The organism is Kribbella sp. C-35, assembly GCF_046549195.1.
In the GTDB taxonomy this organism is placed as follows: Bacteria; Actinomycetota; Actinomycetes; order Propionibacteriales; family Kribbellaceae; genus Kribbella.
Window position 1 is genome coordinate 104,556 of sequence record NZ_JAJPWG010000007.1, and the last position, 23,792, is coordinate 128,347.

At 67.9% G+C, this 23,792-nt stretch carries 24 protein-coding genes; 20 read left to right on the forward strand and 4 right to left on the reverse strand.

Going from position 1 to position 23,792, the window contains the following annotated elements; all coding sequences use genetic code 11:
- Window positions 1-45 precede the first annotated feature (45 nt).
- From rpmE to ACLJOO_RS38150, 4 genes are all read left to right on the forward strand, one after another.
- Window positions 46-252, forward strand: coding sequence for a 50S ribosomal protein L31 (gene rpmE, locus ACLJOO_RS38135; protein ID WP_130387310.1), 207 nt, complete (start codon window positions 46-48; stop codon window positions 250-252).
- Window positions 253-343: 91 nt separating this feature from the next.
- Window positions 344-1,420, forward strand: coding sequence for a peptide chain release factor 1 (gene prfA, locus ACLJOO_RS38140; protein WP_410792652.1), 1,077 nt, complete (start codon window positions 344-346; stop codon window positions 1,418-1,420).
- Complete coding sequence (prmC, locus tag ACLJOO_RS38145) at window positions 1,417-2,244, forward strand: peptide chain release factor N(5)-glutamine methyltransferase (RefSeq protein WP_410792654.1); 828 nt, start codon at window positions 1,417-1,419, stop codon at window positions 2,242-2,244. Before prfA ends, prmC begins: the two co-directional genes overlap by 4 nt.
- Before the next feature lie 589 nt (window positions 2,245-2,833).
- A complete protein-coding gene (locus tag ACLJOO_RS38150) occupies window positions 2,834-3,169 on the forward strand; it encodes a hypothetical protein (protein ID WP_410792655.1) in 336 nt (111 codons plus the stop codon).
- A gap of 52 nt (window positions 3,170-3,221) precedes the next feature.
- Here the strand turns inward: ACLJOO_RS38150 and ACLJOO_RS38155 are convergent, their stop codons facing one another.
- Genes ACLJOO_RS38155 through ACLJOO_RS38165 form a run of 3 tightly spaced genes read right to left on the reverse strand, consistent with a single transcriptional unit; the run spans window position 3,222 to window position 8,012 of the window.
- Window positions 3,222-4,142, reverse strand: a complete 921-nt coding sequence (locus ACLJOO_RS38155) for a hypothetical protein (RefSeq protein WP_410792656.1) — start codon at window positions 4,140-4,142, stop codon at window positions 3,222-3,224.
- Window positions 4,143-4,161: 19 nt separating this feature from the next.
- Complete coding sequence (locus ACLJOO_RS38160) at window positions 4,162-6,969, reverse strand: BTAD domain-containing putative transcriptional regulator (protein ID WP_410792657.1); 2,808 nt, start codon at window positions 6,967-6,969, stop codon at window positions 4,162-4,164.
- Window positions 6,970-6,986: 17 nt separating this feature from the next.
- On the reverse strand, window positions 6,987-8,012 hold the full coding sequence (locus ACLJOO_RS38165; RefSeq protein ID WP_410792659.1) for an adenosine deaminase: 1,026 nt from the start codon (window positions 8,010-8,012) through the stop codon (window positions 6,987-6,989).
- 109 nt (window positions 8,013-8,121) lie between these two features.
- Here ACLJOO_RS38165 and ACLJOO_RS38170 point away from each other — a divergent pair, with 109 nt between their 5' ends.
- The 13 genes from ACLJOO_RS38170 to ACLJOO_RS38230 all read left to right on the forward strand — a co-directional run bounded on the left by ACLJOO_RS38170 (window position 8,122) and on the right by ACLJOO_RS38230 (window position 18,688).
- On the forward strand, window positions 8,122-8,958 hold the full coding sequence (locus tag ACLJOO_RS38170) for an L-threonylcarbamoyladenylate synthase (RefSeq protein WP_410792661.1): 837 nt from the start codon (window positions 8,122-8,124) through the stop codon (window positions 8,956-8,958).
- Window positions 8,958-10,076, forward strand: coding sequence for a glycosyltransferase family 4 protein (locus ACLJOO_RS38175; protein ID WP_130387316.1), 1,119 nt, complete (start codon window positions 8,958-8,960; stop codon window positions 10,074-10,076). Before ACLJOO_RS38170 ends, ACLJOO_RS38175 begins: the two co-directional genes overlap by 1 nt.
- Window positions 10,077-10,280: 204 nt before the next feature.
- Complete coding sequence (locus ACLJOO_RS38180) at window positions 10,281-10,745, forward strand: hypothetical protein (RefSeq protein ID WP_131291239.1); 465 nt, start codon at window positions 10,281-10,283, stop codon at window positions 10,743-10,745.
- A 90-nt stretch (window positions 10,746-10,835) separates the two neighbouring features.
- Window positions 10,836-11,051, forward strand: a complete 216-nt coding sequence (locus tag ACLJOO_RS38185; protein ID WP_410792664.1) for a hypothetical protein — start codon at window positions 10,836-10,838, stop codon at window positions 11,049-11,051.
- Between the two features lie 97 nt (window positions 11,052-11,148).
- Entirely contained in the window at window positions 11,149-11,931 is a 783-nt protein-coding gene (gene atpB / locus ACLJOO_RS38190; RefSeq protein WP_410792665.1) for a F0F1 ATP synthase subunit A, read from the forward strand.
- Window positions 11,932-12,025: 94 nt separating this feature from the next.
- Window positions 12,026-12,247, forward strand: a complete 222-nt coding sequence (gene atpE, locus ACLJOO_RS38195) for an ATP synthase F0 subunit C (RefSeq protein WP_198682801.1) — start codon at window positions 12,026-12,028, stop codon at window positions 12,245-12,247.
- 30 nt (window positions 12,248-12,277) lie between these two features.
- The gene (locus tag ACLJOO_RS38200) at window positions 12,278-12,850 is read left to right on the forward strand and encodes a F0F1 ATP synthase subunit B (protein ID WP_410792667.1); all 573 of its coding nucleotides are present in this window, start codon (window positions 12,278-12,280) and stop codon (window positions 12,848-12,850) included.
- Window positions 12,850-13,647, forward strand: coding sequence for a F0F1 ATP synthase subunit delta (locus tag ACLJOO_RS38205; protein ID WP_410792669.1), 798 nt, complete (start codon window positions 12,850-12,852; stop codon window positions 13,645-13,647). Before ACLJOO_RS38200 ends, ACLJOO_RS38205 begins: the two co-directional genes overlap by 1 nt.
- Before the next feature lie 91 nt (window positions 13,648-13,738).
- Window positions 13,739-15,376 (forward strand): F0F1 ATP synthase subunit alpha, encoded by a 1,638-nt coding sequence (gene atpA / locus ACLJOO_RS38210; RefSeq protein WP_410792670.1) that lies wholly within the window; start codon window positions 13,739-13,741, stop codon window positions 15,374-15,376.
- A gap of 3 nt (window positions 15,377-15,379) precedes the next feature.
- The gene (locus ACLJOO_RS38215; RefSeq protein WP_410792671.1) at window positions 15,380-16,291 is read left to right on the forward strand and encodes a F0F1 ATP synthase subunit gamma; all 912 of its coding nucleotides are present in this window, start codon (window positions 15,380-15,382) and stop codon (window positions 16,289-16,291) included.
- Window positions 16,292-16,296: 5 nt separating this feature from the next.
- Entirely contained in the window at window positions 16,297-17,751 is a 1,455-nt protein-coding gene (gene atpD / locus ACLJOO_RS38220) for a F0F1 ATP synthase subunit beta (RefSeq protein WP_410792673.1), read from the forward strand.
- Between the two features lies 1 nt (window position 17,752).
- Complete coding sequence (locus ACLJOO_RS38225) at window positions 17,753-18,157, forward strand: F0F1 ATP synthase subunit epsilon (protein ID WP_410792675.1); 405 nt, start codon at window positions 17,753-17,755, stop codon at window positions 18,155-18,157.
- 99 nt (window positions 18,158-18,256) lie between these two features.
- Window positions 18,257-18,688: a DUF2550 domain-containing protein gene (locus ACLJOO_RS38230; RefSeq protein WP_410792676.1), complete on the forward strand. Its 432-nt coding sequence runs from the start codon at window positions 18,257-18,259 to the stop codon at window positions 18,686-18,688.
- Here the strand turns inward: ACLJOO_RS38230 and ACLJOO_RS38235 are convergent.
- Window positions 18,679-19,683: an alpha/beta hydrolase gene (locus ACLJOO_RS38235; protein WP_410792677.1), complete on the reverse strand. Its 1,005-nt coding sequence runs from the start codon at window positions 19,681-19,683 to the stop codon at window positions 18,679-18,681. The genes ACLJOO_RS38230 and ACLJOO_RS38235 overlap by 10 nt on opposite strands.
- A gap of 206 nt (window positions 19,684-19,889) precedes the next feature.
- Between ACLJOO_RS38235 and ACLJOO_RS38240 the strand changes: the two genes are divergently transcribed.
- From ACLJOO_RS38240 to ACLJOO_RS38250, 3 genes are all read left to right on the forward strand, one after another.
- Complete coding sequence (locus ACLJOO_RS38240) at window positions 19,890-20,909, forward strand: methyltransferase domain-containing protein (RefSeq protein WP_410792678.1); 1,020 nt, start codon at window positions 19,890-19,892, stop codon at window positions 20,907-20,909.
- A gap of 240 nt (window positions 20,910-21,149) precedes the next feature.
- Complete coding sequence (locus ACLJOO_RS38245; protein ID WP_410792680.1) at window positions 21,150-22,790, forward strand: ABC transporter substrate-binding protein; 1,641 nt, start codon at window positions 21,150-21,152, stop codon at window positions 22,788-22,790.
- A 2-nt stretch (window positions 22,791-22,792) separates the two neighbouring features.
- Window positions 22,793-23,791, forward strand: a complete 999-nt coding sequence (locus ACLJOO_RS38250; protein WP_410792682.1) for an ABC transporter permease — start codon at window positions 22,793-22,795, stop codon at window positions 23,789-23,791.
- Window position 23,792 lies beyond the last annotated feature (1 nt).

Here is a 23,792-nt window from a genome sequence, read left to right on the forward strand (position 1 = left end):
GCACCGTGCGGGCGACCCGGGGCACCTGAAACCTAGGAGAATGTCTTGAAGAGCGACATCCACCCGACGTACGTCGACACCACGGTGACCTGTACCTGTGGCGCCACGTTCACGACGCGCTCGACCGCGGAGAACGGCGTGATCCACGCCGACGTGTGCTCGCAGTGCCACCCCTTCTACACCGGCAAGCAGAAGATTCTCGACACCGGTGGCCGGGTGGCCCGCTTCGAGAAGCGGTACGCCAAGAAGTAGCTTTCCTGCCGCGCGCCGGTTCCGCCTGTCATGGGCGGGACCGGCGCGCGGTTTGTGTTGTCAGGGAAGGTCCCGAGAGGAGGAGTGCGGCATGTTCGAGGCAGTCGAGACGCTGAAGGCGGAGTACGCCGAGCTGGAACGGCAGATGGCGGAGCCGGAGCTGCACTCCGACCAGGCCAACGCCCGCCGGGTCGGCAAGCGGTACGCCGCGCTCGCGCCGGTGGTCCGGACGTACGACGAGTGGTTGCAGACCGGGGACGACATCGAGGCCGCGCGCGAGCTGGCTCACGAGGACTCGGCCTTCGCCGAGGAGGCAGTCCGGCTGACCGCGCGGCGTGAGGAGCTCGCCGAGCGCCTGCAGACGCTGCTGGTTCCGCGGGACCCCAACGACGACAAGGACGCGATCCTCGAGATCAAGGCGGGTGAGGGCGGCGACGAGTCCGCGCTGTTCGCCGGCGACCTGCTGAAGATGTACCTGAAGTACGCCGAGTCGCAGAACTGGAAGACCGAGGTGCTCGACTCGGCCGAGTCCGACCTCGGCGGGTACAAGTCGATCACGGTCGCGGTGAAGGCGAAAGGTACGCCGGAGCCGGGCGAGGCGCCGTACGCGAAGCTGAAGTTCGAGGGCGGAGTGCACCGGGTCCAGCGGGTGCCGGTGACCGAGTCCCAGGGGCGGATCCACACGTCCGCGGCCGGCGTACTGGTGCTGCCGGAGGCCGAGGACGTCGATGTCGAGATCGACCAGAACGACCTGCGGATCGACGTGTTCCGGTCGTCCGGTCCGGGCGGGCAGAGCGTGAACACGACCGACTCCGCGGTCCGGATCACCCACCTGCCGACCGGCATCGTGGTCTCGATGCAGAACGAGAAGTCCCAGCTGCAGAACCGTGAGCAGGCGATGCGGGTCCTGCGTGCCCGCCTGCTGGCCGCGGCGCAGGAAGCCGCCGACCAGGAGGCGTCGGACGCCCGACGGTCGCAGATCCGGACCGTCGACCGGTCGGAGCGGGTCCGCACCTACAACTTCCCGGAGAACCGCTTCTCAGACCACCGCGTCGGCTACAAGGCACACAACCTCGACCAGGTCCTCGGCGGCGAACTCGCGCCAGTCATCACAGCTCTGACCGAAGCGGACCTGGCGGCCCGCCTAGAGGCCGTCGACTCCAAGTGAGCACCAGAGCCCTGGTCTCCGAGGCGGCGGCGCGGTTGCGCGAGGCGGGGGTTGCTTCGCCTGACTACGACGCGGCCGAGCTGCTCGCCTTTGTCACCGGCTCGTCGCGGCTGCACCTGGTCGAGCCGACAGCTGATCAGCGTCGCGTGTACGACGAGTTGATTGCGCGGCGGGCTGCGCGGGAGCCGTTGCAGCACCTGACGGGTACGGCGGCGTTCCGGTACCGGGAGTTGGCGATCGGGCCTGGGGCGTTCGTGCCGCGCCCGGAGACCGAGGTCATGGTCGGGTGGATCCTGGAGCGGATCGCCAGCGTGCAAGACCCGTTGGTGGTTGACCTGTGCAGTGGGTCCGGGGCGATCGCCGGCGCGGTCGCGACCGAGCGTCCGGACAGCACGGTGCATGCGGTCGAACTGTCGCCGGACGCAGTCGTGTGGGCGCGCCGCAATCTGGAAGGCACAGGCGCGATCCTGCACGAAGGGGACATCGACGGGTGCCTGCCGGAGCTCGACGGTCAGGTGGACGCGGTGATCTCCAACCCGCCGTACATCCCGTTGACCGCCTGGGAATCCGTGACCGCCGAGGTGCGCGACCACGACCCGGCCCTCGCGCTCTGGTCCGGTGACGACGGCCTCGACGAGATCAAGGTCGTCGCCGCCACCGCAGGCCGCCTACTCAAGCCAGGCGGCTGGTTCGCCTGCGAACACGCCGACGTACAGGGAGAATCAGCCCCTGCCGTCTTCACCGCGACCGGCCTGTACGCCGAGGTCCGCGACCAACTCGACCTCGCCGGCCGCCACCGCTTCACCACCGGCCGCCGCATCTGAATCCGCAAGTTCCTCTCTCCAGTCTCCACCGCACCACCGCTCGCTCGTACGCTCGCACCGCACCCGGCAGGCGCCGCCCGGCCTGTACCGCTCGATCCGTCCCGCCGGCCGGGCGCGATGAGAACCCTCGCACGCGATGGGAGATCCCCTGGTGTTGTGCCTTCTCCGTTGGTATGCGAGGGGAGAACCCACAACACCAGGGGATATCCGTTCTCCTGTCGGATGTGTGGGTGTCGTGGTGCCGGCTGGGTGATCGGGTTGGTGGCGGCACGGCTGGTCGCGGCGGGGTGATGTGCACGCTCGACAGGTAGTGCACCGTCGATACGCTGTACGCGCGGACGCGTTCACGCTCAGGTGCATTACCCGTCCACCCGACACATCCTGTCGAGCTGCAGATGTATCAGCGGGTGAAGCCGTGGCGAGCCGCTCGGGGGGGGCGGAGCGGGCGGGTGGCCTGGTCAGGTCCTGCTCGCGGATGCGGCCGATCGCTGGTGCCTCGGGTTGCCGGCGCGTGAGCCGGCACACGACCGGGAAGTGATCCGCGCCAGGCACCTGCACGACCTCGACGTCGCGCGCGACCAGATCCGGTGTGGAGAACAGGCGGTCGATCGACCGGCCGTCCGGGGTGGTGATGAGCGGCGGGTCGCCGAACGCGTCGACCAGACGGAGCGTCTCGCCGAAGAACTCGCGCGGGTTCGGCATGTTCAGATCACCCGCCACAACCGACCGCCGCACACCCCGCGCCGCCAGCTCGTCCCGCAGGTACGCCGTCATCTGCTCGCCGAACTCCCGCCCCGGCCCCTCCCGGTACGTGTACCCAACCCCTTCAGCGCTCCCGCCCTGGCATGGCTGCCATGGCGAGCCGTTCGAGCTGGTCGCCGTCCGGGTCCAGCTCGGTCACGCCGTACGGTCGGCAGCGTCGTAGCCGTCGGGGCCGACCAACCGGCCGCCGGCGACGTTGGCGAAGGCGATCGAGATCATTCGTAGATCACCAGTTCTGGGCGCGGCTTCAAGGCGAGGACCTGTGCGGGGGTCATCAGGGGACCGTGGCGGGTGTCCTCGGTGTAGAAGAGCTTGAAGCCTGCGTGGACTGACGGTGGGAGGGCCGTGGTGAGTTTGGTCCACGTCTTGAGCTTGTCCGTGTGTGCGCCGATCCCGTCGACGGATTTGATCGTCACCACGCCAGGATGCGGTTTCAGTGCCTTCTCGTCGGTGACGATCCGCGGCGACAGTTGGTGGAACACGAACACCTTCTCCGGCAGGCCGTTCGCCTGCACGAGTCCCGAGAGGTACGCCGCGATGCTGTCGAGCTCCGCGCCGGTGGTGTGGCCGAACACCCGGCCCGGTACCTGGGTCGGGCCGACCGCCCACTCGGGGTCGAACGCCAGCCCGACGTCCGGTTCCTTCAGCCACCGCTCCAGTCGCTTCACCTCGGGCAGGATCTTCGCCCGCCCGGGCTGGATGTCGAGCAGCAGCAGCATCTTGTGCTTCCGCGCCACCGTCAGGTACTGCTCGATCTTCGCGTCGTCCAGCCGACCGCGGTACAACCCGTCCTTGCCGCGCGACCCTCTCGCGACGACCGTGATCAGCTCCATCACCGGCAGCGGCGTCCGCCCAGCTGCGTAGGCGCGGGACAGCTTGTCGAGCTTGGCCGCCTTCGCGTCCAGGTCCTTGTCCAGCGGACCCAGCGCGGGCGAGCCCGGCAGACCGACGTACGCGACTAGCTGGTACTTCGGGAAGATCACTCGCCCGCCACGTGGCAGTCCGTCCGGTGCTGGTGGGGGAGTCGGGCTCGACTGGGTCGTCGTCGGGGGTGGCGCGGCCGGTGCGGGCTTGTCATCGCTGCAGGCCACGAGACCCAGCAGTACGACGGCCAGTACCCCACAGACTTTCCGCACCGCACCAGCCAATCACACCTCAAGCGGCAGCGGCGGTCCGCTCCAGTCCACTGGCTGCGCGCACCACCATCGACTCCGGTCCCTCGTCGAGCGCAAGCTCCAGTGCACGCGCAAAATGCGGTCGTGCCTGAGTCACGTCGCCCTTCGCCAGCAGGGTCTCGGCCAGCCGCAGGTACGCGTTCTGCTGCGACTGCTTCGAATCGCTCTCCAACGCCAGCTCCAATGACCTGCGTCCGACGTCGATCGCCTCAGCCCACTGGCGCTGTCGCGCGTACGCCGTACCTAGGAACGCGTACGTGTAGATGAGGCTGTAGTCGGCGCCCCGCTCCACTCCGAGGTCCCTGGCCGTTGTCAGAGCCGCCACAGCGTCGCCCACGCGGTCCAGCTCGAGCAGGCACTCACCGATCCCGTTCAGCACCTCTCCTCGTACGGCGGGATCACCCAGCTCCAGCGACTCCTCGTACGCCGACAGCGCCCGAGTGAACTCGCTGCGGTCGCCGTACGTCACCCCGAGGTACGCCAGCACCCGCGACGCGATGCCGGCCTCACCCGCTCGCCGAGCGACCTTCAACGCCTCATCGAGTACGCCGATCGCCTCGTCGTCGGGATGCAGCTTCGCCAAGCTGTAACCGATCGACGCGAGCAACCGGGCCCGCAACGCCAGGTCCGCGTCCTGCGGCAGCCTGTCGCGTGCGTCCTGCAGTGTCCGCAGACTCGCCTCAGCACCGCGGCGGTAGCGCCCGAGGCTGCCGATCGACAACAGCACCCGTGCCTCCACCGCGGCGTCCGGAGCGGCACGTAGCGCGAGCTCCAGCGCCTCGTCCATCTCGTAGACCCGGCCGCGCTGGAAGAAGCAGGACGCCACGGCCAGACCCAGCCGCCACGCGTGTTCCGACGCACCACTCGACTCGGCGAACTGGATCGTCGCCAGCACGTTCGCACCCTCTGTATCGATCCACTCGAGTCCGTCAGACGCCGACGTGAACTCAGGCAGCCGCACCGGGACCGGCTCCGGTAGCGGTTGCAGTTGGCTGCTGAAGATCGCCGTACTCGCGGCTGCTGTCGCATAGAGGTAGTAGTCGAGCAACCGGCGTACTGCGTCCGGCTCGGGGTCCAGCGTGCGCGCGTACTGTCGCAGCAGGTCGTGGAACTGGAAACGGCCAGGACGCAGCTGCAGCACCAGGTTGGCATCGACGAGCTGCTCGAGCAGGTCCTCCGCGTCAACCGCGTCCACATCGGCCAGCGCCGCAGCGGCGTACATGTCGACGTCCTGGCCGGTCATGGCACCGAGCAGACGGAACAGGCGCTGCTGGTCCGACGGCAGATGCTCGTAGGACAAGGCGAACGCGGGGGAGACCCCACCGCTGTCCGTGCTGAGTTCCGCCAGCCGCCTGTCCTCGGCCTCGAGTCGTTTGCTCAGGTGCTCGATCGTCCAGCTCGGCCGATGCCGCAGCCGCGAACCAGCCACCCGGATGGCCAACGGTAGGTGCCCGCACTGGCTGACTACCTGTGCCGCAGCAGCCGTGTCACCAGCACGGTCCGGTCCGACGATCTCAGCCAGCAGCGCCCGTGCGTCCTCCGGCCGCAGTACGTCGAGCGCCAGCCGAGCAGTCGCGTCCAGACCGGTCAGCTGCCGCCGACTCGTCACCAGCACGCCGCACTGCGGGCTCCCGGCCAGCAACGGCCGTACTGCGGCACTGTCGGGTGCATTGTCGAGTACTACGAGGATGCGCCGGCCTGCCAGCTCAGAACGCCACAGTGCGGCCCGCTCCTCTAGCTCAGTAGGGATGCGGTCCGCCGGTACGGACAGCGTGCGCAGCAAGCGATCCAGGGCCTGCAATGCCGACACCGGCTCGTTGCCGGGCGTATAGCCGTGCAGATCGATGAAGAGCCGACCGTCCGGATACACGTCCGCCAGCTGACGTGCAGCGCGTACAGCGAGCGCAGTCTTGCCAACACCCGCCATACCGTCGATCGCAACGACCGCAGGGCCTGGAGTGCGCAGTGCGTCGACCACCTGGCTCAGTACGTCGTCACGGCCGACGAACGCCGCACCGTCGTACGGCAGCTCGTCGCGGAGCACCGGACGGGCAACCGGCTCGTCGTTGCGCAGAATGCGTTCGTGGATCGCTCGGAGCGCCGGACCGGGCTCCACACCGAGCTGTTCGATCAGCTCCTCCCGGGTCCGGGTGTAGGTGTCGAGCGCTTCGGAACTCCGGCCGCTGCGCCAGTACGCCAGCATGAGCTGTCCGGCGAACTGCTCACGCAGGCGATCAGCCTCGACCAGCGCGACCAGCTCCGGCACCAGGTCGCCGTACCGGCCGCGCTCCAGGTCGAGATCGATCCGCTCCGCTAGCACCTTCAGCCGGCGCTCCGTCAGCCGATGCCGCTCGACACCGACGTAGTGCCCGGGCAGACCGCCCAACGGCTCACCCTTGAACAACGCAAGGGCTTCCGACAGGTTCGCCGCCGCTTGATCGAGGTCGTCGGTCGCATGCGCGGCGCTGACGAGCCGCTCGAACCTGGTCAGGTCGAGCGCGTCCGGAGCGATCCGCAGGCTGTACCCGTCCCGCGAGCTGACCAGCACGTCCTTCGGCAGCAGCTGCCGCAGCCGATAGGCGTACGTCGGAACGATCCGGGTCCCGCTGCTCGGCGGCGCGTCGTTCCACACCAGCTCGACCAACTCGTCGGCCGGAACCACCTGGTTCGGACGGAGCGCCAGCACCGCCAGGAAGGCCTGCTGGCGCAGCGGTCCGAGCTCCAGCCTGCGATCACCCGACCAGCCGCGCAGAGGACCCAGCAGGTCGAGCCGCAGGTCCTCTGTCACAGACGACAGTCTGTCAGCTACACCGCGCTATTACCTAGATAGGTGTCGATCTCGGACAGCAGGGCCGACTTCACCGAGTCCTCGGCGAACGACACGCGGACGGCGGTCTTGGCCAGCTCGCCGACACCGGCTTCGTCCAGGTCGAGCAGCCGCGCCGCGACGGCGTACTCGTTGGTGAGGTCGGTCCCGAACATCGGCGGGTCGTCGGAGTTGATCGTGACGACCAGGCCGGCGTCGACCATCGCGCGCAGCGGGTGCACGTCGTACGACGCGACCGCGCGGGTGGCGATGTTGGACGTCGGGCTGACCTCCAGCGGGATCCGGTGCTCGCCGAGGTACTCGACCAGCGCCGGGTCCTGCATCGTCGACGTACCGTGGCCGATCCGCTCGGCCTTCAGCACCCGCACCGCGTCCCAGATCGTCTCCGGACCGGTCGTCTCGCCCGCGTGCGGGACGCTGTGCAGCCCGGCCGCGACCGCCGCCTCGAAATGCGGCTGGAACTGCGGCCGCGGTACGCCGATCTCCGGCCCGCCGAGCCCGAACCCGACCAGGCCCTCCGGCCGGATCTTGGTCGCGACCCGCAGCGTCTCGTCGGCGGCCGGCAGCCCGGCCTCACCGGCGATGTCGAAGATCCATCGCAGCGTGATGCCGAACTCCTTCTCGGCCGCGACCCGTGCGTCCTCGATCGCCTCGCAGAAGGCCTCCGCGGCGATTCCGCGCGTGATCGATGTGTACGGCGTGACCGTGAGCTCGGCGTACCGCAGGTTCTGCTGCTCGGCCATCTCGCGGGCGACCTCGTAGGTCAGCAGCCGGACGTCCTCGGGCGTCTTGATCAGCTCGACGACCGACAGATAGATGTCGATGAAGTGGGCGAAGTCGCTGAACTTGAAGTACTCGACCAGCGCGGCCGGGTCGGCCGGCACCGGCGACCCGGGGTGCCGGGCGGCGAGCTCGGCGACGATCCGCGGCGACGCGGACCCGACGTGGTGGACGTGCAACTCGGCCTTCGGCAACCCGGCAAGGAACTCACGCGACACAGTCATGGACGGGATCCTAAAGATTCCCTCGGGTGATCGGCGCGGAAGCTGACAATCGTTTGTCAGCATCGACCCGGTTAGGGGCGGGGCCCGCGTGAGTGGCACGATTCACTCCGTGAGTGAGCGCTTCGACTTCACCGGGGACGAACTGGCACCGGCGTACCGCGCAGCTGTGGACGCCATCGAGGCCGGCGACCTGGTCGTGCTGCCGACCGACACCGTGTACGGGCTTGCCGCCGACGCCTTCAAGGCCGACGCGGTCCAGCGGCTGCTGGACGCCAAGGGGCGCGGCCGGGACATGCCGCCGCCGGTGCTGATCTCGGTGGTGGAGTCGCTCGACGCGCTCGCCACCGACATACCGGACAACGGGCGCAAACTCTGCGAAGAGTTCTGGCCGGGGCCGCTGACCGTCATCTGCCACGCGCAGACGTCGCTGATGTGGGACCTGGGGGAGACCCAGGGCACGGTCGCGCTCCGCGTGCCGGACCACGAGAACACCCGCGAGCTGCTGTCCCGGACCGGACCGCTCGCGGTCAGCTCCGCGAACAAGTCCGGTCAGCCGGCGGCGCTGGACGTGTACGACGCCGAGGAACAACTGGGTGAGTCGGTCGCCGTGTACCTCGACGGCGGCGAGGCGACCGGAGGACAGCCGTCCACCATCGTCGACCTCACCGGCGACACCCCCCGCGTCGTCCGCGTCGGAGCCCTCACCGTCGAACAACTCCGCGCAGTAGTCCCCGAAGTCGCCGCAGAAGCCGACGAAAAGCCAGCCGACGAAAAGCCAGCCGACGAAAAGCCAGCCGACGAAAAGCCAGCCGACGAAAAGCTAGCCGACGAAAAGCCTCAGGATGAAGAGCCGGCTGAAGAAAAAGACGAGCCAACTGAGGAGGCGGTTGTCGCGTCCAAGGAGGACGAGGCAAAGACCGATCCTGATGTGAGGCCTGCGGACTAGTGCGTGAGTACCTGCTGGTCCTGTTCGTGGCGATGGCCACGACCTTTCTGCTGACCGGCGTCGCCCGGCAGATCGCGTTGCGGTACGGCGCGGTCGCGAAGGTCCGGGCCCGGGACGTGCACAAGGTCCCGATCCCGTACTTCGGCGGCCTGTCCATCCTCGGCGGCCTGATCGCCGGCTTCGCGGTCGCGTCGAGCCTGCCGTTCCTCGGCAACAGCCTGCAGGTCGCGCACGACGCCCGGGCGATCCTGGTCGGCGGCGTGGTGATCTGCGCGGTCGGCGTGGTCGACGACCTGTACGAGCTGGACGCGATCACCAAGCTGGCCGGCGAGGTGCTCGCGGTCGGCGTACTCGTTGTCCAAGGCATCCAGTTGTACTGGCTCCCGCTGCCCGGCGGCGTGATCTCGCCGTCGCCCGCGCAGCTCGCCGTCCTGACCGCGGGCATCCTGCTGGTGTCCTGCAACGCGGTGAACTTCGTCGACGGCCTGGACGGTCTCGCGGCCGGCGTCACCGCGATCGGCGCGACCGCGTTCTTCGTGTATTCGTACCTGCTGAATGTCCACGAGAACCTCGACCGCGCCACCACCTCGACCCTGATCACGGTCGCGCTGGCCGGCGCCTGCCTCGGCTTCCTGCCGCACAACTTCTTCCCCGCAAGGGTCTTCATGGGCGACTCCGGCGCCCTGCTGATCGGCCTGATGCTGGCCGCGTCGACGATCAGCCTGACAGGCCAGATGGACCCGAACGCCGTCCCGTACGAGGTCGGCGGCTCCAGTCTGCTGCCCGCGCTGCTTCCGCTCGTGTTGCCGATCGCCATCCTCGCGATCCCCGCGCTGGACCTGACGATGGCCTACGTACGCCGTACCAAGGCCGGCCGCTCGCCGTTCGCCGCGGACAAGCAGCACCTGCACCACCGCCTGATGCAACGCGGCCACTCGCACCGCCGGGCCGTCCTGCTGATGTACCTGTGGACCGCCTTGATCGCGTACGGCGTGGTGGTCCTCGGCCTCGTCCTCACCTGGTGGACCGCCCTCGTCGTCCTGGCCGTCGCGGTCACCGCGGTCCTGCTCACGACCGGTCTCCCGAGACGATCCGGGAAACCGCTCGCCAAAGTCTGAGTCCCCGCTGAGAGGGACCAGACCACTCGGCAGTGTGGCCTACCGATAAGGTGTGCCTGTACAGCGGCAGGGACCTCGTTTTGCTGACCGTGCAGACTTTGTGCTAGTTTTCACAAGCACCAGCAAAGAACAGCGACACCCCTGACCCCGCCCACCCGACGAGCTGGCCGCGAGACCAGCACGCCAGCAGGACGGAACCACCAGATGGCTCCTACGGCCCACAGCCCGAAAATCGCCGGACAAGCGACCAAGCACCCGGCGTTGGCGATGTTGCGTGGCGCTCTGGTCGCCGCGTTGGTCGTCGGCGTGAACGCCGCCGCCGTGTCCACCGTCGCCGCCGGAGTTCCCGGCCTCCTGGGTGCGCTGCTGGGACTGCTGACCGTTGTCGTGTTCTCCGGCGCCGGTCTGCTCGCGCTGCACCTTTCCCGCAAGACTTCCCCGACCATGCAGCTCGCCGTCGCGATGGCGTCGTACACCGGCCGGATCGCGATCTTCGGCGGTCTGCTCGCGCTCGCGCTGAACTCGGACGGCCTGGCCAGGCACGTGAATCTGACCGTGCTCGGCCTGGTCGCCATGGTCGTCGTGATGGGCTGGATGGCCGGCGAGATCTGGGCCTGGTCCCGGCTCCGGGTGCCGATCTACGACCTCGACAAGGAGGTGACGGCGTGAGCACCGTGGGTAACGTTTCGCCTGCTGTGGTGGAGATTACGGGGCCCGATGTGACCGTCGATGTCACCAACTGGTACGTTTCGGGTGCCAATGAGCGAGCATCAGGATCCGAAGCCATCACCCCCGAATTCGGGCGACGGCTGGCGGGTCCTGTCCTACTTGATCGGCGGTGTCCTGGTCTACGGGGGCATCGGCTTCGGGCTGGATCGCCTCTTCGGCACCGAATTCTTGCTTCCGGTGGGCATCGTCCTCGGTGCCGGGCTCACCATCTTGATGTTGCACTTCCGGTACGGGCAGAGGTCCTAGCTCGCACCGGGTCTGACGTTGTTGACCGCCATGCCCTGAGCCGCCCTGCCCCTGACTTCCAGGCGTCCGACTTGAGCACGACGCGAGAGGAGACCCGGTGACCGCCGGCGTTCCGACCGAGTTCCTTCCACCCGGTCCACAGAACTTCGAGACCCCCCCGATCATCCACGGTGTCGACTGGTTCACCAAGCCCGTGCTGGTGGCCGCGCTGTCCGTCGTGGTGATCCTCTGGTTCTTCTGGGGTGCGTCCCGCAAGGCTGCGATCGTGCCGAGCAAGCTGCAGTTCGCCGGCGAGCTCGGCTACAACTTCGTCCGGAACTCGATCGCCCGGGACGCGATCGGCAGCGCGGACTACATGAAGTTCGTGCCGTACCTGACCGGCCTGTTCTTCTTCATCCTGCTGAACAACGTCGCCGCGACGATCCCGCTGATCCAGTTCCCGACGTTCAGCCACATCGGCTGGGCGTACGTGGCCGCGATCATGAGCTGGGTCATCTACAACGCGGTCGGGATCAAGAAGAAGGGCCTGTGGGGCTACTTCAAGCACCAGACCATGCCGGCCGGTGTGCCGATCTGGCTGATGCCGCTGATGATCCCGATCGAGTTCATCTCGAACATCCTGGTCCGGCCGATCTCGCTGAGCCTGCGGCTGTTCGCGAACATGTTCGCCGGCCACATCCTGCTGCTGGTGTTCGTGCTCGGCGGCGAGTACATGGTCTTCGAGTCCGGCAGCATCGCGATCGGCGGTGTCGGCATCATCACCTTCCTGATGGCGCTCGCGATCGCCGGGCTGGAGCTGTTCGTCCAGGCCATCCAGGCCTACATCTTCGTCGTCCTCACCGCGCAGTACATCGGCAGCGCGATCGCCGACGAGCACTGATCCGCACCACCCCGCAGTACCCACAGACCCGTAGTAACGGAATCCCGGATAACCGCTATCCGTACTGAAAGGAAACACCGCAATGGTGAGCAACATGGCTCTCGCAATCACCGGTGACATCGCCGTTCTGGGCTACGGCCTCGCCGCCATCGGCCCGGGTGTTGGCGTCGGCCTGATCTTCGCCGCCGTGATCAACGGCACGGCGCGTCAGCCCGAGGCTCAGAGCAAGCTGCAGTCGATCGCGTGGATCGGCTTCGGCGTCACCGAGGTGCTCGCGATCATCGGTATCGCCCTCGCCTTCGTGTTCAAGGGCTGACCCCTTCCCCCTGACTGACAGGACCCAGACATGCTGACGTTACTTCTGCCGCTGACAGAGTCCGCGGACGAGGCACCGAGCCCGCTGCTGCCGCACACGGCTGAGATCATCTTCGGTTTCGTCTTCCTGGTCCTCTTGGCCATCGCCTTCGCCAAGGTCGTCGTACCCAAGTTCGAGAAGGCGTACGCCGATCGGACCGCGGCGATCGAAGGCGGGATGAACGAGGCCAAGGCGGCCCAGGCCGAGGCGAAGGCGGCTTTGGACAAGTACAACGCGCAGCTGGCCGAGGCCCGGCAGGAAGCTGCGAAGATCCGCGAGGACGCCCGGGAGCAGGGCGCCCAGATCATCGCGGAGATGCGCGAGCAGGCGAACGCCGAGGCCGAGCGGATCGTCACCCACGCCCGCGCGCAGATCGACGCCGAGCGGACGCAGGCGGTCGCCTCGCTGCGCGGCGAGGTCGGCACGATGGCGACCACGCTGGCCGGCCGGATCGTCGGCGAGTCGCTCGAGGACGAGGCCCGGCAGCGCCGGACCGTGGAGCGGTTCCTGGCCGAGCTGGAAGAGTCGGAGTCCGCCCGTCAGGCTGTCGGAACGGACGGCTGATGCGCGGCGCGTCGAACGAGTCACTCGCCCGGGCCGAGCAGGCCCTGGCGGGTGCGACCCCGGCCGAGGGCCTGGGTGGCGAGCTGTTCTCGATCGCCAAGCTGCTGGACGGCAGCGGCGCGCTCCGGCGCGCCCTGACCGACCCGGCGCGGCCGGCCGCGACCAAGACCGCGCTGGCCGAGCAGCTGTTCGGCGGCAAGATCTCCCCCCAGGCGTTGGAGATCCTGTCCGCCGCGGTGTCCGGTCGCTGGGTCAGCGGCCGGGACCTGGGCAACGCCCTGGACCAGCTGAGTGTCGAGGCCGAGGTGGCCTACGCCGACACCCGGCGGAAGCTGGACGAGGTCGAGGACGAGCTGTTCCGGCTGGACCGGGTGGTCTCCGCCGAGCGCGCCCTGGCCGAGAAGCTGGGCGACCGGGGCATCCCGGCCGAGCACCGGCAGGAGCTGATCCGCGGACTGCTGCAGGGCAAGGCCGACGCCACCACGGTGCGGCTCGCCGAGCGGGCCGTGGACGGCCGCGGCCGCTCCTTCGCGGCGTCGATGCGGTCCTACCAGGTCGCCGCGGCGGCCCGGCGGAACGCCAGCATCGCGACCGTGCGGGTGGCCACCGACCTGACCGAGATGGAGCGCACCAGGCTCGCGGCGGCGCTCGGACGGCAGTACGGCCGGGACATCCAGCTGAACGTGATCGTCGACCCGAACGTGGTCGGCGGCGTCCGGGTGGACATCGGCGACGAAGTGATCGACGGAACCATCGCGGCCAGGCTCGACGACGCGCAACGGCGCATCGCGGGCTGAACCCCCTTAACGACATACAGCGGCGCTAAGGGTCGGGAAAGCCTCTTAGAGCCACAACAGGCCAGCAAGGGTCAAGGAAGCAGGAAACACAATGGCTGAGCTCACGATCAGGCCGGAGGAGATCCGGGACGCCCTGGATCGGTTCGTCACCGAGTACCAACCGGCCGACACCGCCGCCGAAGAGGTCGGCCACGTGGTCGACGCGGGTGACGGCATCGCGCACGTCGAGGGTCTGCCCTCGGTGATGACCAACGAGCTGCTCGAGTTCGAGGACGGCACCCGGGGTATCGCGCTGAACCTCGACGTCCGCGACATCGGTGTCGTCGTCCTCGGTGAGTTCGACGGGATCGAGGAGGGCCAGCAGGTCCGCCGTACCGGTCAGGTGCTGTCGGTGCCGGTCGGCGAGGGCTACCTCGGCCGGGTCGTCGACCCGCTGGGCAAGCCGATCGACGGCCTCGGCGAGATCCAGGGCCTCGAGGGCGACCGCGCGCTCGAGCTCCAGGCCGCCGGCGTGATGCAGCGCCAGGAGGTCCGCGAGCCGCTGCAGACCGGTATCAAGGCGATCGACGGCATGATCCCGATCGGCCGTGGCCAGCGCGAGCTGATCATCGGCGACCGCAAGACCGGTAAGACGGCGATCGCGGTCGACACGATCATCAACCAGAAGGCGAACTGGGAGTCCGGCGACCCGAAGAAGCAGGTCCGCTGCATCTACGTCGCCATCGGCCAGAAGGGCTCGACGATCGCGTCGGTCCGCGGTGCGCTCGAAGAGGCCGGCGCGATGGAGTACACCACCATCGTCGCCTCCCCGGCGTCCGACCCGGCCGGCTTCAAGTACGTCGCGCCGTACACCGGCTCGGCGATCGGCCAGCACTGGATGTACCAGGGCAAGCACGTGCTGATCGTCTTCGACGACCTGACCAAGCAGGCCGAGGCCTACCGCTCGATGTCGCTGCTGCTGCGCCGCCCGCCGGGCCGCGAGGCGTACCCGGGTGACGTCTTCTACCTGCACAGCCGGCTGCTCGAGCGCTGCGCGAAGCTGTCCAACGAGCTCGGCGCCGGCTCGATGACCGGTCTGCCGATCATCGAGACCAAGGCCAACGACGTGTCGGCGTTCATCCCGACCAACGTCATCTCGATCACCGACGGCCAGATCTTCCTGCAGTCCGACCTGTTCAACGCCAACATCCGGCCGGCCATCGACGTCGGTATCTCGGTGTCCCGGGTCGGCGGCGCCGCGCAGGTCAAGGGCATGAAGAACGTGTCCGGCTCGCTGAAGATCGACCTGGCGCAGTTCCGCGCGATGGAGGCCTTCGCGATGTTCGCGTCCGACCTGGACGCCACCTCGCGGCGCCAGCTGGACCGCGGTCAGCGCCTGGTGCAGCTGCTCCGTCAGCCGCAGTACTCGCCGTACCCGGTCGAGGACCAGATCGTCTCCATCTGGGCCGGTACCAAGGGCCACTTCGACGACGTACCGGTGAACGACGTGCTCCGCTTCGAGCGGGACTTCCTGGACTACCTGCGCCGGGAGGGCAAGGTGCTCGACGCGATCCGTGAGTCCGGGCTGTTCGGCGACGACGAGGCACAGGCCGTCACGGACGCGCTGAAGGCGTTCAAGCCGACGTTCCAGACCTCCGAGGGCACGCTGCTCGGCACCGAGGCGGAAGCCGAGGCGATGGACGAGGGTGACGTGGAGCAGGAGCAGATCGTCCGGCAGAAGCGGGGCTGACCGATGCCAGCCAATCTGCGAGAGCTTCGCGATCGGAAGGCCTCGGTCTCGACGATCAAGAAGCTCACCCGGGCGATGGAGCTCATCGCGGCGTCCCGGATCGTCAAGGCGCAGCAGCGCGCCCAGGCGGCCGGTCCGTACGCGCGTGAGCTCACCCGCGCCGTGTCGGCGGTGGCGACGTTCTCGAACGTCGACCACCCGCTGACCACCGAGAAGGAGAACCCGCGCCGCGCCGCGGTATTGCTGATCACCTCCGACCGCGGTCAGGCCGGCGCCTACTCGGCCAACGTGATCCGCGAAGGGGAGCGGCTGAACCAGCTGCTCCGCGAGGACGAGAAGCAGATCGTTCCGTTCATCAGCGGCCGCAAGGGCATCGCGTACTACACGTTCCGGCAGCGCGAGGTCGCGCAGTCGTGGGCCGGTGACTCCGACAACCCGAGCTTCGCCCGGGCGCGGGAGATCGCCGACGCGCTGATCGAGGCCTTCCTGACCCCGACCGAGGAGGGCGGCGTGGACGAGATCCACATCGTCTTCACCCGGTTCGTGTCGATGCTCACCCAGCGCGCGGACGTGATCCGTCTGCTGCCGCTGGAGGTCGTCGAGGGCGAGGAAGCGCCGGCCGCCGACGACGTACTGCCGCTGTACGAGTTCGAGCCGTCGGCCGAAGAGGTGCTCGACGGACTGCTGCCGAAGTACGTCGCCAGCCGGATCCACTTCTGCATGCTGCAGGCGGCGGCGTCGGAGCTGGCCAACCGCCAGCGGGCGATGAAGTCGGCGACGGACAACGCGCAGGACCTGATCGAGAAGCTCACGCGGGACCTGAACCAGGCCCGCCAGGCCCAAATTACCCAGGAAATCAGCGAGATCGTCGGTGGCGCCAGCGCGCTGGCCGACGCGAACGCCGGGAGCGAGTGAGAGAGATGACTGCCACGGTTACCGAGAAGAACAACGAGGCGGGTGCCACCGGCATCGGTCGCGTCGCCCGGGTGATCGGCCCGGTCGTCGACGTCGAGTTCCCAGCGGACGCGATGCCGGACATGTACAACGCGCTCGAGGTGGACATCACCCTGGGCGACCTCACCCAGACGATCACCCTCGAGGTTGCGCTGCACGTCGGCGACAACATCGTCCGGGCGATCTCGATGAAGCCGACCGACGGCCTGGTCCGCGGCGCCGAGGTGCGCGACACCGGCGCGGCGATCTCCGTGCCGGTCGGCGACGTCACCAAGGGCCGGGTCTGGTCCGTGACCGGCAAGTGCCTGAACCAGGACGAGTCCGAGTTCCAGATCGCCGAGCGCTGGCCGATCCACCGCAAGGCGCCGGCCTTCGACCAGCTCGAGTCCAAGACCGAGATGCTCGAGACCGGTATCAAGGTGCTCGACCTGCTCACGCCGTACGTGCAGGGCGGCAAGATCGGCCTGTTCGGCGGTGCGGGTGTCGGCAAGACCGTTCTGATCCAGGAGATGATCTACCGGATCGCCCACAACTTCGGTGGTACGTCGGTGTTCGCCGGCGTCGGGGAGCGGACCCGTGAGGGCAACGACCTGATCACCGAGATGGAAGAGGCCGGCGTCTTCAAGGACACCGCGCTGGTGTTCGGCCAGATGGACGAGCCGCCGGGCACGCGTCTTCGCGTCGCGCTGTCGGCCCTCACGATGGCGGAGTACTTCCGCGACGTGAAGGAGCAGGACGTACTCCTCTTCATCGACAACATCTTCCGGTTCACCCAGGCCGGTTCCGAGGTCTCCACGCTGCTCGGCCGGATGCCGTCGGCCGTTGGTTACCAGCCGAACCTGGCCGACGAGATGGGCGTGCTGCAGGAGCGGATCACGTCGACCCGGGGTCACTCGATCACCTCGATGCAGGCGATCTACGTGCCCGCGGACGACTACACCGACCCGGCGCCGGCGACCACGTTCGCCCACCTCGACGCGACCACCGAGCTCTCCCGTGACATCGCGTCGCGTGGTCTGTACCCGGCCGTCGACCCGCTGACCTCGACGTCGCGGATCCTCGACCCGCAGTACATCGGCCAGGAGCACTACGACGTGGCCGTCCGGGTGAAGCAGATCCTGCAGAAGAACAAGGAACTGCAGGACATCATCGCCATCCTGGGTGTCGACGAGCTCTCCGAAGAGGACAAGATCACCGTCGCCCGCGCGCGCCGGATCGAGCAGTTCCTCTCCCAGAACACCTACATGGCGGAGAAGTTCACCAACATCAAGGGCTCCACCGTGCCGCTGAAGGACACCGTCGAGTCCTTCAAGAAGATCGCCGACGGCGAGTGCGACCACATCGCCGAGCAGGCGTTCTTCAACGTCGGTTCGCTCGACGACGTCGAGCGCAAGTGGGCCGAGCTGCAGAAGGAAAACTGACATGGCCGATGATTCCGCGAAGCACCTCGAGGTAGCCCTCGTCGCGGCGGAGCGGACGGTCTGGCAGGGGCAGGCGAAGATCGTCATCGCCCGCACCACCGACGGTGACGTCGGTATCCTGCCCGGCCACGCGCCGTTGCTGGGCCTGCTGCAGGGCGGCACCGTCCAGGTGCGGACCGTCGACGACGAGTACTTCGTCGCGGCCGCGCCGGACGGGTTCATCTCGGTGGCCAACGACCGGGTCTCGATCCTGGCCGAGAACGCCGAGATGGGTCACGACATCGACCTCGAGGAAGCCCGGCGCGAACTCGAGGAGGCCCTGGCCACCGGCACCGACACCGATGCCGACCCCGACGAGGTCCGACTCGCCGAGGCCAGGGTCCGGGCCGCCGAGCAGACGTCGTAACCCGACCTGCCATAATCAAATATCGTCAGTAGCAGTACGGTTCTCCGGGGTGCCCGGGGCAGTACCGAACACGGGCACCGGAAATGGGGTCGGCAAGGTATGAGGGTAGTCCTCGATGTCGTCGGGGTCTGTCTGCTTGCCGCCGTACTGTTCATCGTTCTTGTCGCGTTCCGCCGTCGCTGGTTGTCCAGGGACGGCGGAACTTTTGATTGCAGCCTGCAGCTCGCGCAGAAGGAGCACGGCCGCGGCTGGGCCCTCGGCCTGGCCCGGTACGTCGGCGACGAGCTGCAGTGGTTCCGCGTCTTCAGCCTCGCCTGGTGGCCGAAACTCGTCGTCAACCGCCGTCAGCTCGAAGGCGTGACCACCCGCCGCCCGATGGGCAACGAGCCCCTGGTCACGTACGCCGGCCACGTCATCGTCGACGCCGACCTCCGCGACCGCACCGTCCACTTCGCCATGACCGAAGAAGCCCTCACCGGCGTCCTGGCCTGGATGGAATCCGCACCACCCAGCACGCAGACCTACCTCTGAAGGGCCTGCAGCAGCATCGGCAGGGAGGCGTGTAGTTCGCGCTGCCAGTAGGCCCACGCGTGCGTGCCCGGTCCGTAGAAGTTGGTCGTCAGGTGTTTGGCGCCGACCTGCTCCAGTTGGGCAGCGAGTGCGTGGTTCTGGCGGTTGAAGTCGGCCTCGAGCGCGTCCGTCTTCCCTGGCGGGTCGAACGGTCCGGCGGTGCCGTCGCCGCAGGAGAGGTAGATCGGCAGCGACTTGAGCCGATGCGCCAGGTAGTACGGGTCGTGCGCTTCCCAGATCCGGCGCTGCGCGACCGGGTCTCCCCAGACGCGGAGCGGGTCGTTGCCCTGCCCGGCGAAGAAGCCCTTGATCCGGTTGATCGACTCGTCGTTCAGCAGCGGATGCGCCGAGCCTGAGTACGCGGCGGCCGCGCGGAACATGCCGGGATGGCGAGCGGCGTACAGCAGGGCTCCCTGGCCGCCCATCGAGAGGCCGGCTACGACGCGGTTCGAGCTTGCGCCCCAGCCGTGTTCCAGCAGGTGCGCCAGTTCGACGGTGTGGAACGTCTCCCACGCCGGGTCTCCGCCGGCGCCGTAGTTCCACCAGTCGCTGTACCAGCCGTTCCAGCCGGCTTCGGGCATCACGACGAGAACCTTGCGCAGGCTCGGGATCTGCGCGATGTCCGTGCCGGACCAGGACGTGTAGTCCCCACAGCAGCCGTGCAGCAGCCAGAACGTCGGCCAGTGCTGGCGGCGGTCGGCCGGATTCCAGCCGTCCGGCGTCAGCAGCCGGACGTTGACGGTGCGGCCGCCGAGAGCTTGAGACCGCACAGTCAGGTCGGTCAGCCGGTCGGCGACCTGCCGGACCGCGACGACCTCGGCGCCGCGTGGCGCACTTTGGACAGCCGCTGTGGTCTGTGCGGGTGCCGCCTGCGCGGGTGCGAGGGGAGAGACTCCGAGGAACACGGCGGCGACGAGGAGCGCTCGCCGGCCGATCCAGGACAACTTTGCGTGCACGAGAAACCTCCGGGGCGGGGACAGATTCCGGCGAACGGTCGGGTAATTCGGTAGGCCCGGCGTCCGCTGCATGCCATCATCTCCGTCCATGGAGACATACTTCTTCCGCGTGGGCTAGCTTCCGCTGGCCTGTTCGAGGTTTCCCGCGGTCAGCGATGCGGGAGTGACCGGTTGGTTGTTCCCGGGTGCTATCCGGGAGATTCTCCATGCAGTTGGTGCTGGTGCGTACCGTCACGGGGTTGGAGTGGTTGGCGGCCGAGGAGCTGGCCGCCGCCGGGCATCGCGTGGTCGAGGTCGGCAAGCGACAGGTCGTCGTCGAGCCTGCGTCCGAATCGTTCCTCGGGTCGCCGCCGCGGGTGGCGGATGACTTGTTTGTTGTGTACGCCGCGATTGCGGATCCGGGGCGCGCGAAGTCCGGGATGGCCGCCGCGGTGCGAGCCGCCGTACAGACGGCGCCGGTCGACCGTGCGTCGTTCGCGGTGTCGGCATCATTCCAGGGCGTGCGGAACTTCAACCGCTACGACGTCGAGGACCTGGTAGGCGAGCGGCTGGCTCGGCTGACCGGCGGGCGGTACTACTCGCGACGGTACGGCGTCGCGCCACCAGACGAACGCTCCGAATGGCGCGTCGTGCTGGACGGCAAGACGTTGTGGATCGGGTTGCGGCCGTACGCCGTACCGCTGCATCGCCGGGAGTGGCGTCGACAGACGGTGCGGGGGAGTCTGCATCCACCGGTAGCCGCCGCAATGGCCCTCCTCGCAGATCTCGCCCCCGCCCACCACGTAGTAGACCCCTTCTGTGGCGCTGGCACCCTACTCCTCGAAGCGCACCTACTCGAACCAGCTGCGACGTACCTCGGCCTCGACCGAGACCCCACCGCGATCGAGGCCGCTCGTCGCAACGGGTCCCAAACTCCAATCACCTGGCGCGCCGGCGATGCACGACACCTGAACGCTCCTGCAGACCGCATCATCACCAACCCACCCTGGGACGTCCGGCTCCCGATCGGCGACCTCACGCCGTACACCCGCCGATGGCGCCAAGCCCTCCACCCCGACGGCCTCCTCATCACCATCCTCAACCAGCACCAAACCGCACACCTGACCACCGACTGGACGATCCACGCCCAGCACGACATCACCGTCGCCGGCCGCCACCCCCGAATCGTCGTCGCCGAGCCCCGCTCGGCCGGGCACACTCCGCCGGCTCCACCGACCTACGGGTGAGCCGCGTGCGGTTGTCCCCTCGTCTTGGGGGTTCTCTGCTGGTGTGCGAGGGGAGAACCCCCAACACGATGGGATATCCAGCCGACCGGGCCCAAAACCCTCCTGGGTTCGTCTCGGTATTGACATGCGTGCGTAACGTTCGTAGGTTCCTGCGCATACGTAAGAGCAGAGCCGAAGCAGCTCATATATGAGTGCTCATACGTATGAACGTGCAGCCGCTCTAGTTCTGGGGTGAGGGATATGCGCAGTCGGTGGTGGTCAGCGATGGTGGTCGGTGTGGTGCTGGTGGTGGGGTGCTCAGGTCCCGCGGCCAAGCCGGCCGGTGGTGCGGCGGATACGGCGGTGGTGTACGGGAAGACCGACGGCGGTACGACGTTCGTCCGCAACTACAACGTGATGGGTCCGGCGACGGACAAGGCGCCGAACATGGAGCTTGTCTACGAGCCGTTGATGCGGGTCGACTACGGCGACGGCGGTGTGGTGAAGCCGTGGCTCGCAGAGAGTTGGGCGTTCGCGGATCAGGGCAAGTCGCTGACCATCAAGCTCCGCGACGATGTCACCTGGTCGGACGGGCAGAAGTTCACCGCGGACGATGTCGTCTACTCGCTCGGTCTGCCGATCGAGAAGCCGGACTTCAGTATCGCGGGTGTCACCTACAAGTCGGTCGCGAAGGTCGACGCCGGCACCGTGAAGGTCGTCTTCGCCGAGCCGTCGTACGCGACCCTGAACCAGTTCGCGAACATCCTGCTCCCGATGGTCCCGAAGCACATCTGGTCGAGCCAGAACCTGAACACGTGGACGAACCCGGATCCGATCGGCACCGGTCCGTTCACGGTGAAGGAGTTCAAGCCGCAGCAGATCACCCTGCGGGCGCGGACCGACTACTGGGGCGGCAAGCTCCCGATGACGACGTACAAGATCATCCCGACCAGCGCCGACGCGCTGAAAGCCCAACTTCTGAAGGGCGATATCGACTGGGCGTCCGCGAGCTGGCCGAACGGCGAGAAGGAGTACGTCGCCAAGGACCCGGACAAGCACCTGTACCAGCTCTACTCCAACGGCGGCGCGATGTCCGTGCTGTTCAACACCGCGAAGGCCCCCTTCGACGACGTCCACGTACGGCGTGCGCTCGCCCTCACCATCGACCGGACGGCGGTCGTCACCACGCTGCAGCGCCCCGGAACCGAGGCGGGACCGACCGGTCTGTCCGAGCAGTTGTTCGCCGACTGGCTCGACCCGGCGTACAAGGGCAAGGTTCAGAAGGTCGACGCGACCGCGGCCAAGGCTGAACTCGCCAAGGGCGGCTGGACGGTCGAGAACGGCGCGCTGGTCAAGGACGGCAAGCGGTACCAGCCGAGCATCCTGTTCAACTCCGACTGGGGCTGGGGCAACTACGCCGACATCCTGATCAACACCTGGAAGCAGACCCTCGGCCTGCAGGTGAAGGGCGCCGGCCAACCGAGCGCCGGGTACTACGACAAGCAGAACCTGGGCCAGTTCGACCTGGCCGCCGCGTCCACCGGCGGCTCCGGGGTGTACGGCGTCTACCGCTTCCTCAGCAGCCAGTACCTGACCCCCGTCGGTAAGTCGGCCACCCTGAACCAAGGCCGCTGGAACGACCCGCAGACCGACGCGATCATCGCCGCGATGCAGCGCACCGACAACGTCGACCAGCTGAAGACGCTCGGCCGTCAGCTGCAGAAGATCGTCGTCGACAAGACCCCGTTCAGCCCGATCTACAACAACTTCTACTTCGTCGACATCAACGCGACCCGCTGGACCGGCTGGCCGACGCCGGACAACTTCGACCACATCCCGTTCGTCGGGATGGGTCCGGACACCATCCTGACCATGCTGAAGCTTCAGCGCCGGGGGAGCTGACGATGCGATGGGCGTTCCTGGCCCGGCGGCTGGGTTTCTACCTGGCCGCCGCGGCCGCCGCGATCGGCCTGAACTTCCTGCTGCCCCGGCTGATGCCCGGTGACCCGTCGTCCGCGATCGTCGAGGAACTGGAGCGCGTCAGCGGGCAGCAGGTGCCGGCCGAGACCCTGATGTCGATCCGCGCGATCTTCGGCAACCCGCACGCCAACCTGGCCCAGCAGTTCGCCGACTACCTCGGACAGTTGTCGCACGGCGATCTCGGCGTCTCTGTGGTCAACTTCCCGGTCCCGGTCGCCGACTTGGTCTGGCAGGCCCTGCCATGGACCCTGTTGCTCGTCGGTACGACGACTGTCACCGCTTTCGCGATCGGGACCCTTCTCGGCGTCGTCGCGGGCTGGAAGGCGGGCAGCCGCCTCGACGCGATCCTCACGCCGTTCACGACCTTCCTGAGCAGTGTTCCGTACTTCTGGGTCGCGCTCCTCGCTCTCTGGGTGTTCGGCTTCGTCCTCGGCTGGACGCCGTTGTCCGGCGGGTACGACGCCGACCTGCCGCAGGGATTCACCCTCGCGTACGTCGGCAGCGTGCTCCACCACGGTGTGTTGCCCGCAGCAACCATCGTGTTCTCGGCCTTCGGCGGCTGGCTGCTCGGGATGCGGAACATGACCGTCACCACGGTCCGCGAGGACTACGTGCTGCTCGCCCAGGCGAAGGGTCTGTCGCCGCAGCGGGTGATGTTCAGGTACGCCGCCCGGAACGCGATGCTGCCGAGCTTCACCGGGTTCGCGATGGCGCTCGGCGGTGTCGTCGGCGGCGCGCTGCTCACGGAGATCGTGTTCAGCTACCCCGGCATCGGCTACCTGCTCTACGAGGCTCTCCAGAAACGGGACTACCCGATGATGCAAGGCGTCTTCCTGCTGATCACGCTGGCGGTCCTGCTGGCCAACCTGGTCGCCGATCTCGCCTACGTCCTGCTCGATCCGCGGATCCGGGCGAGGGGATGAC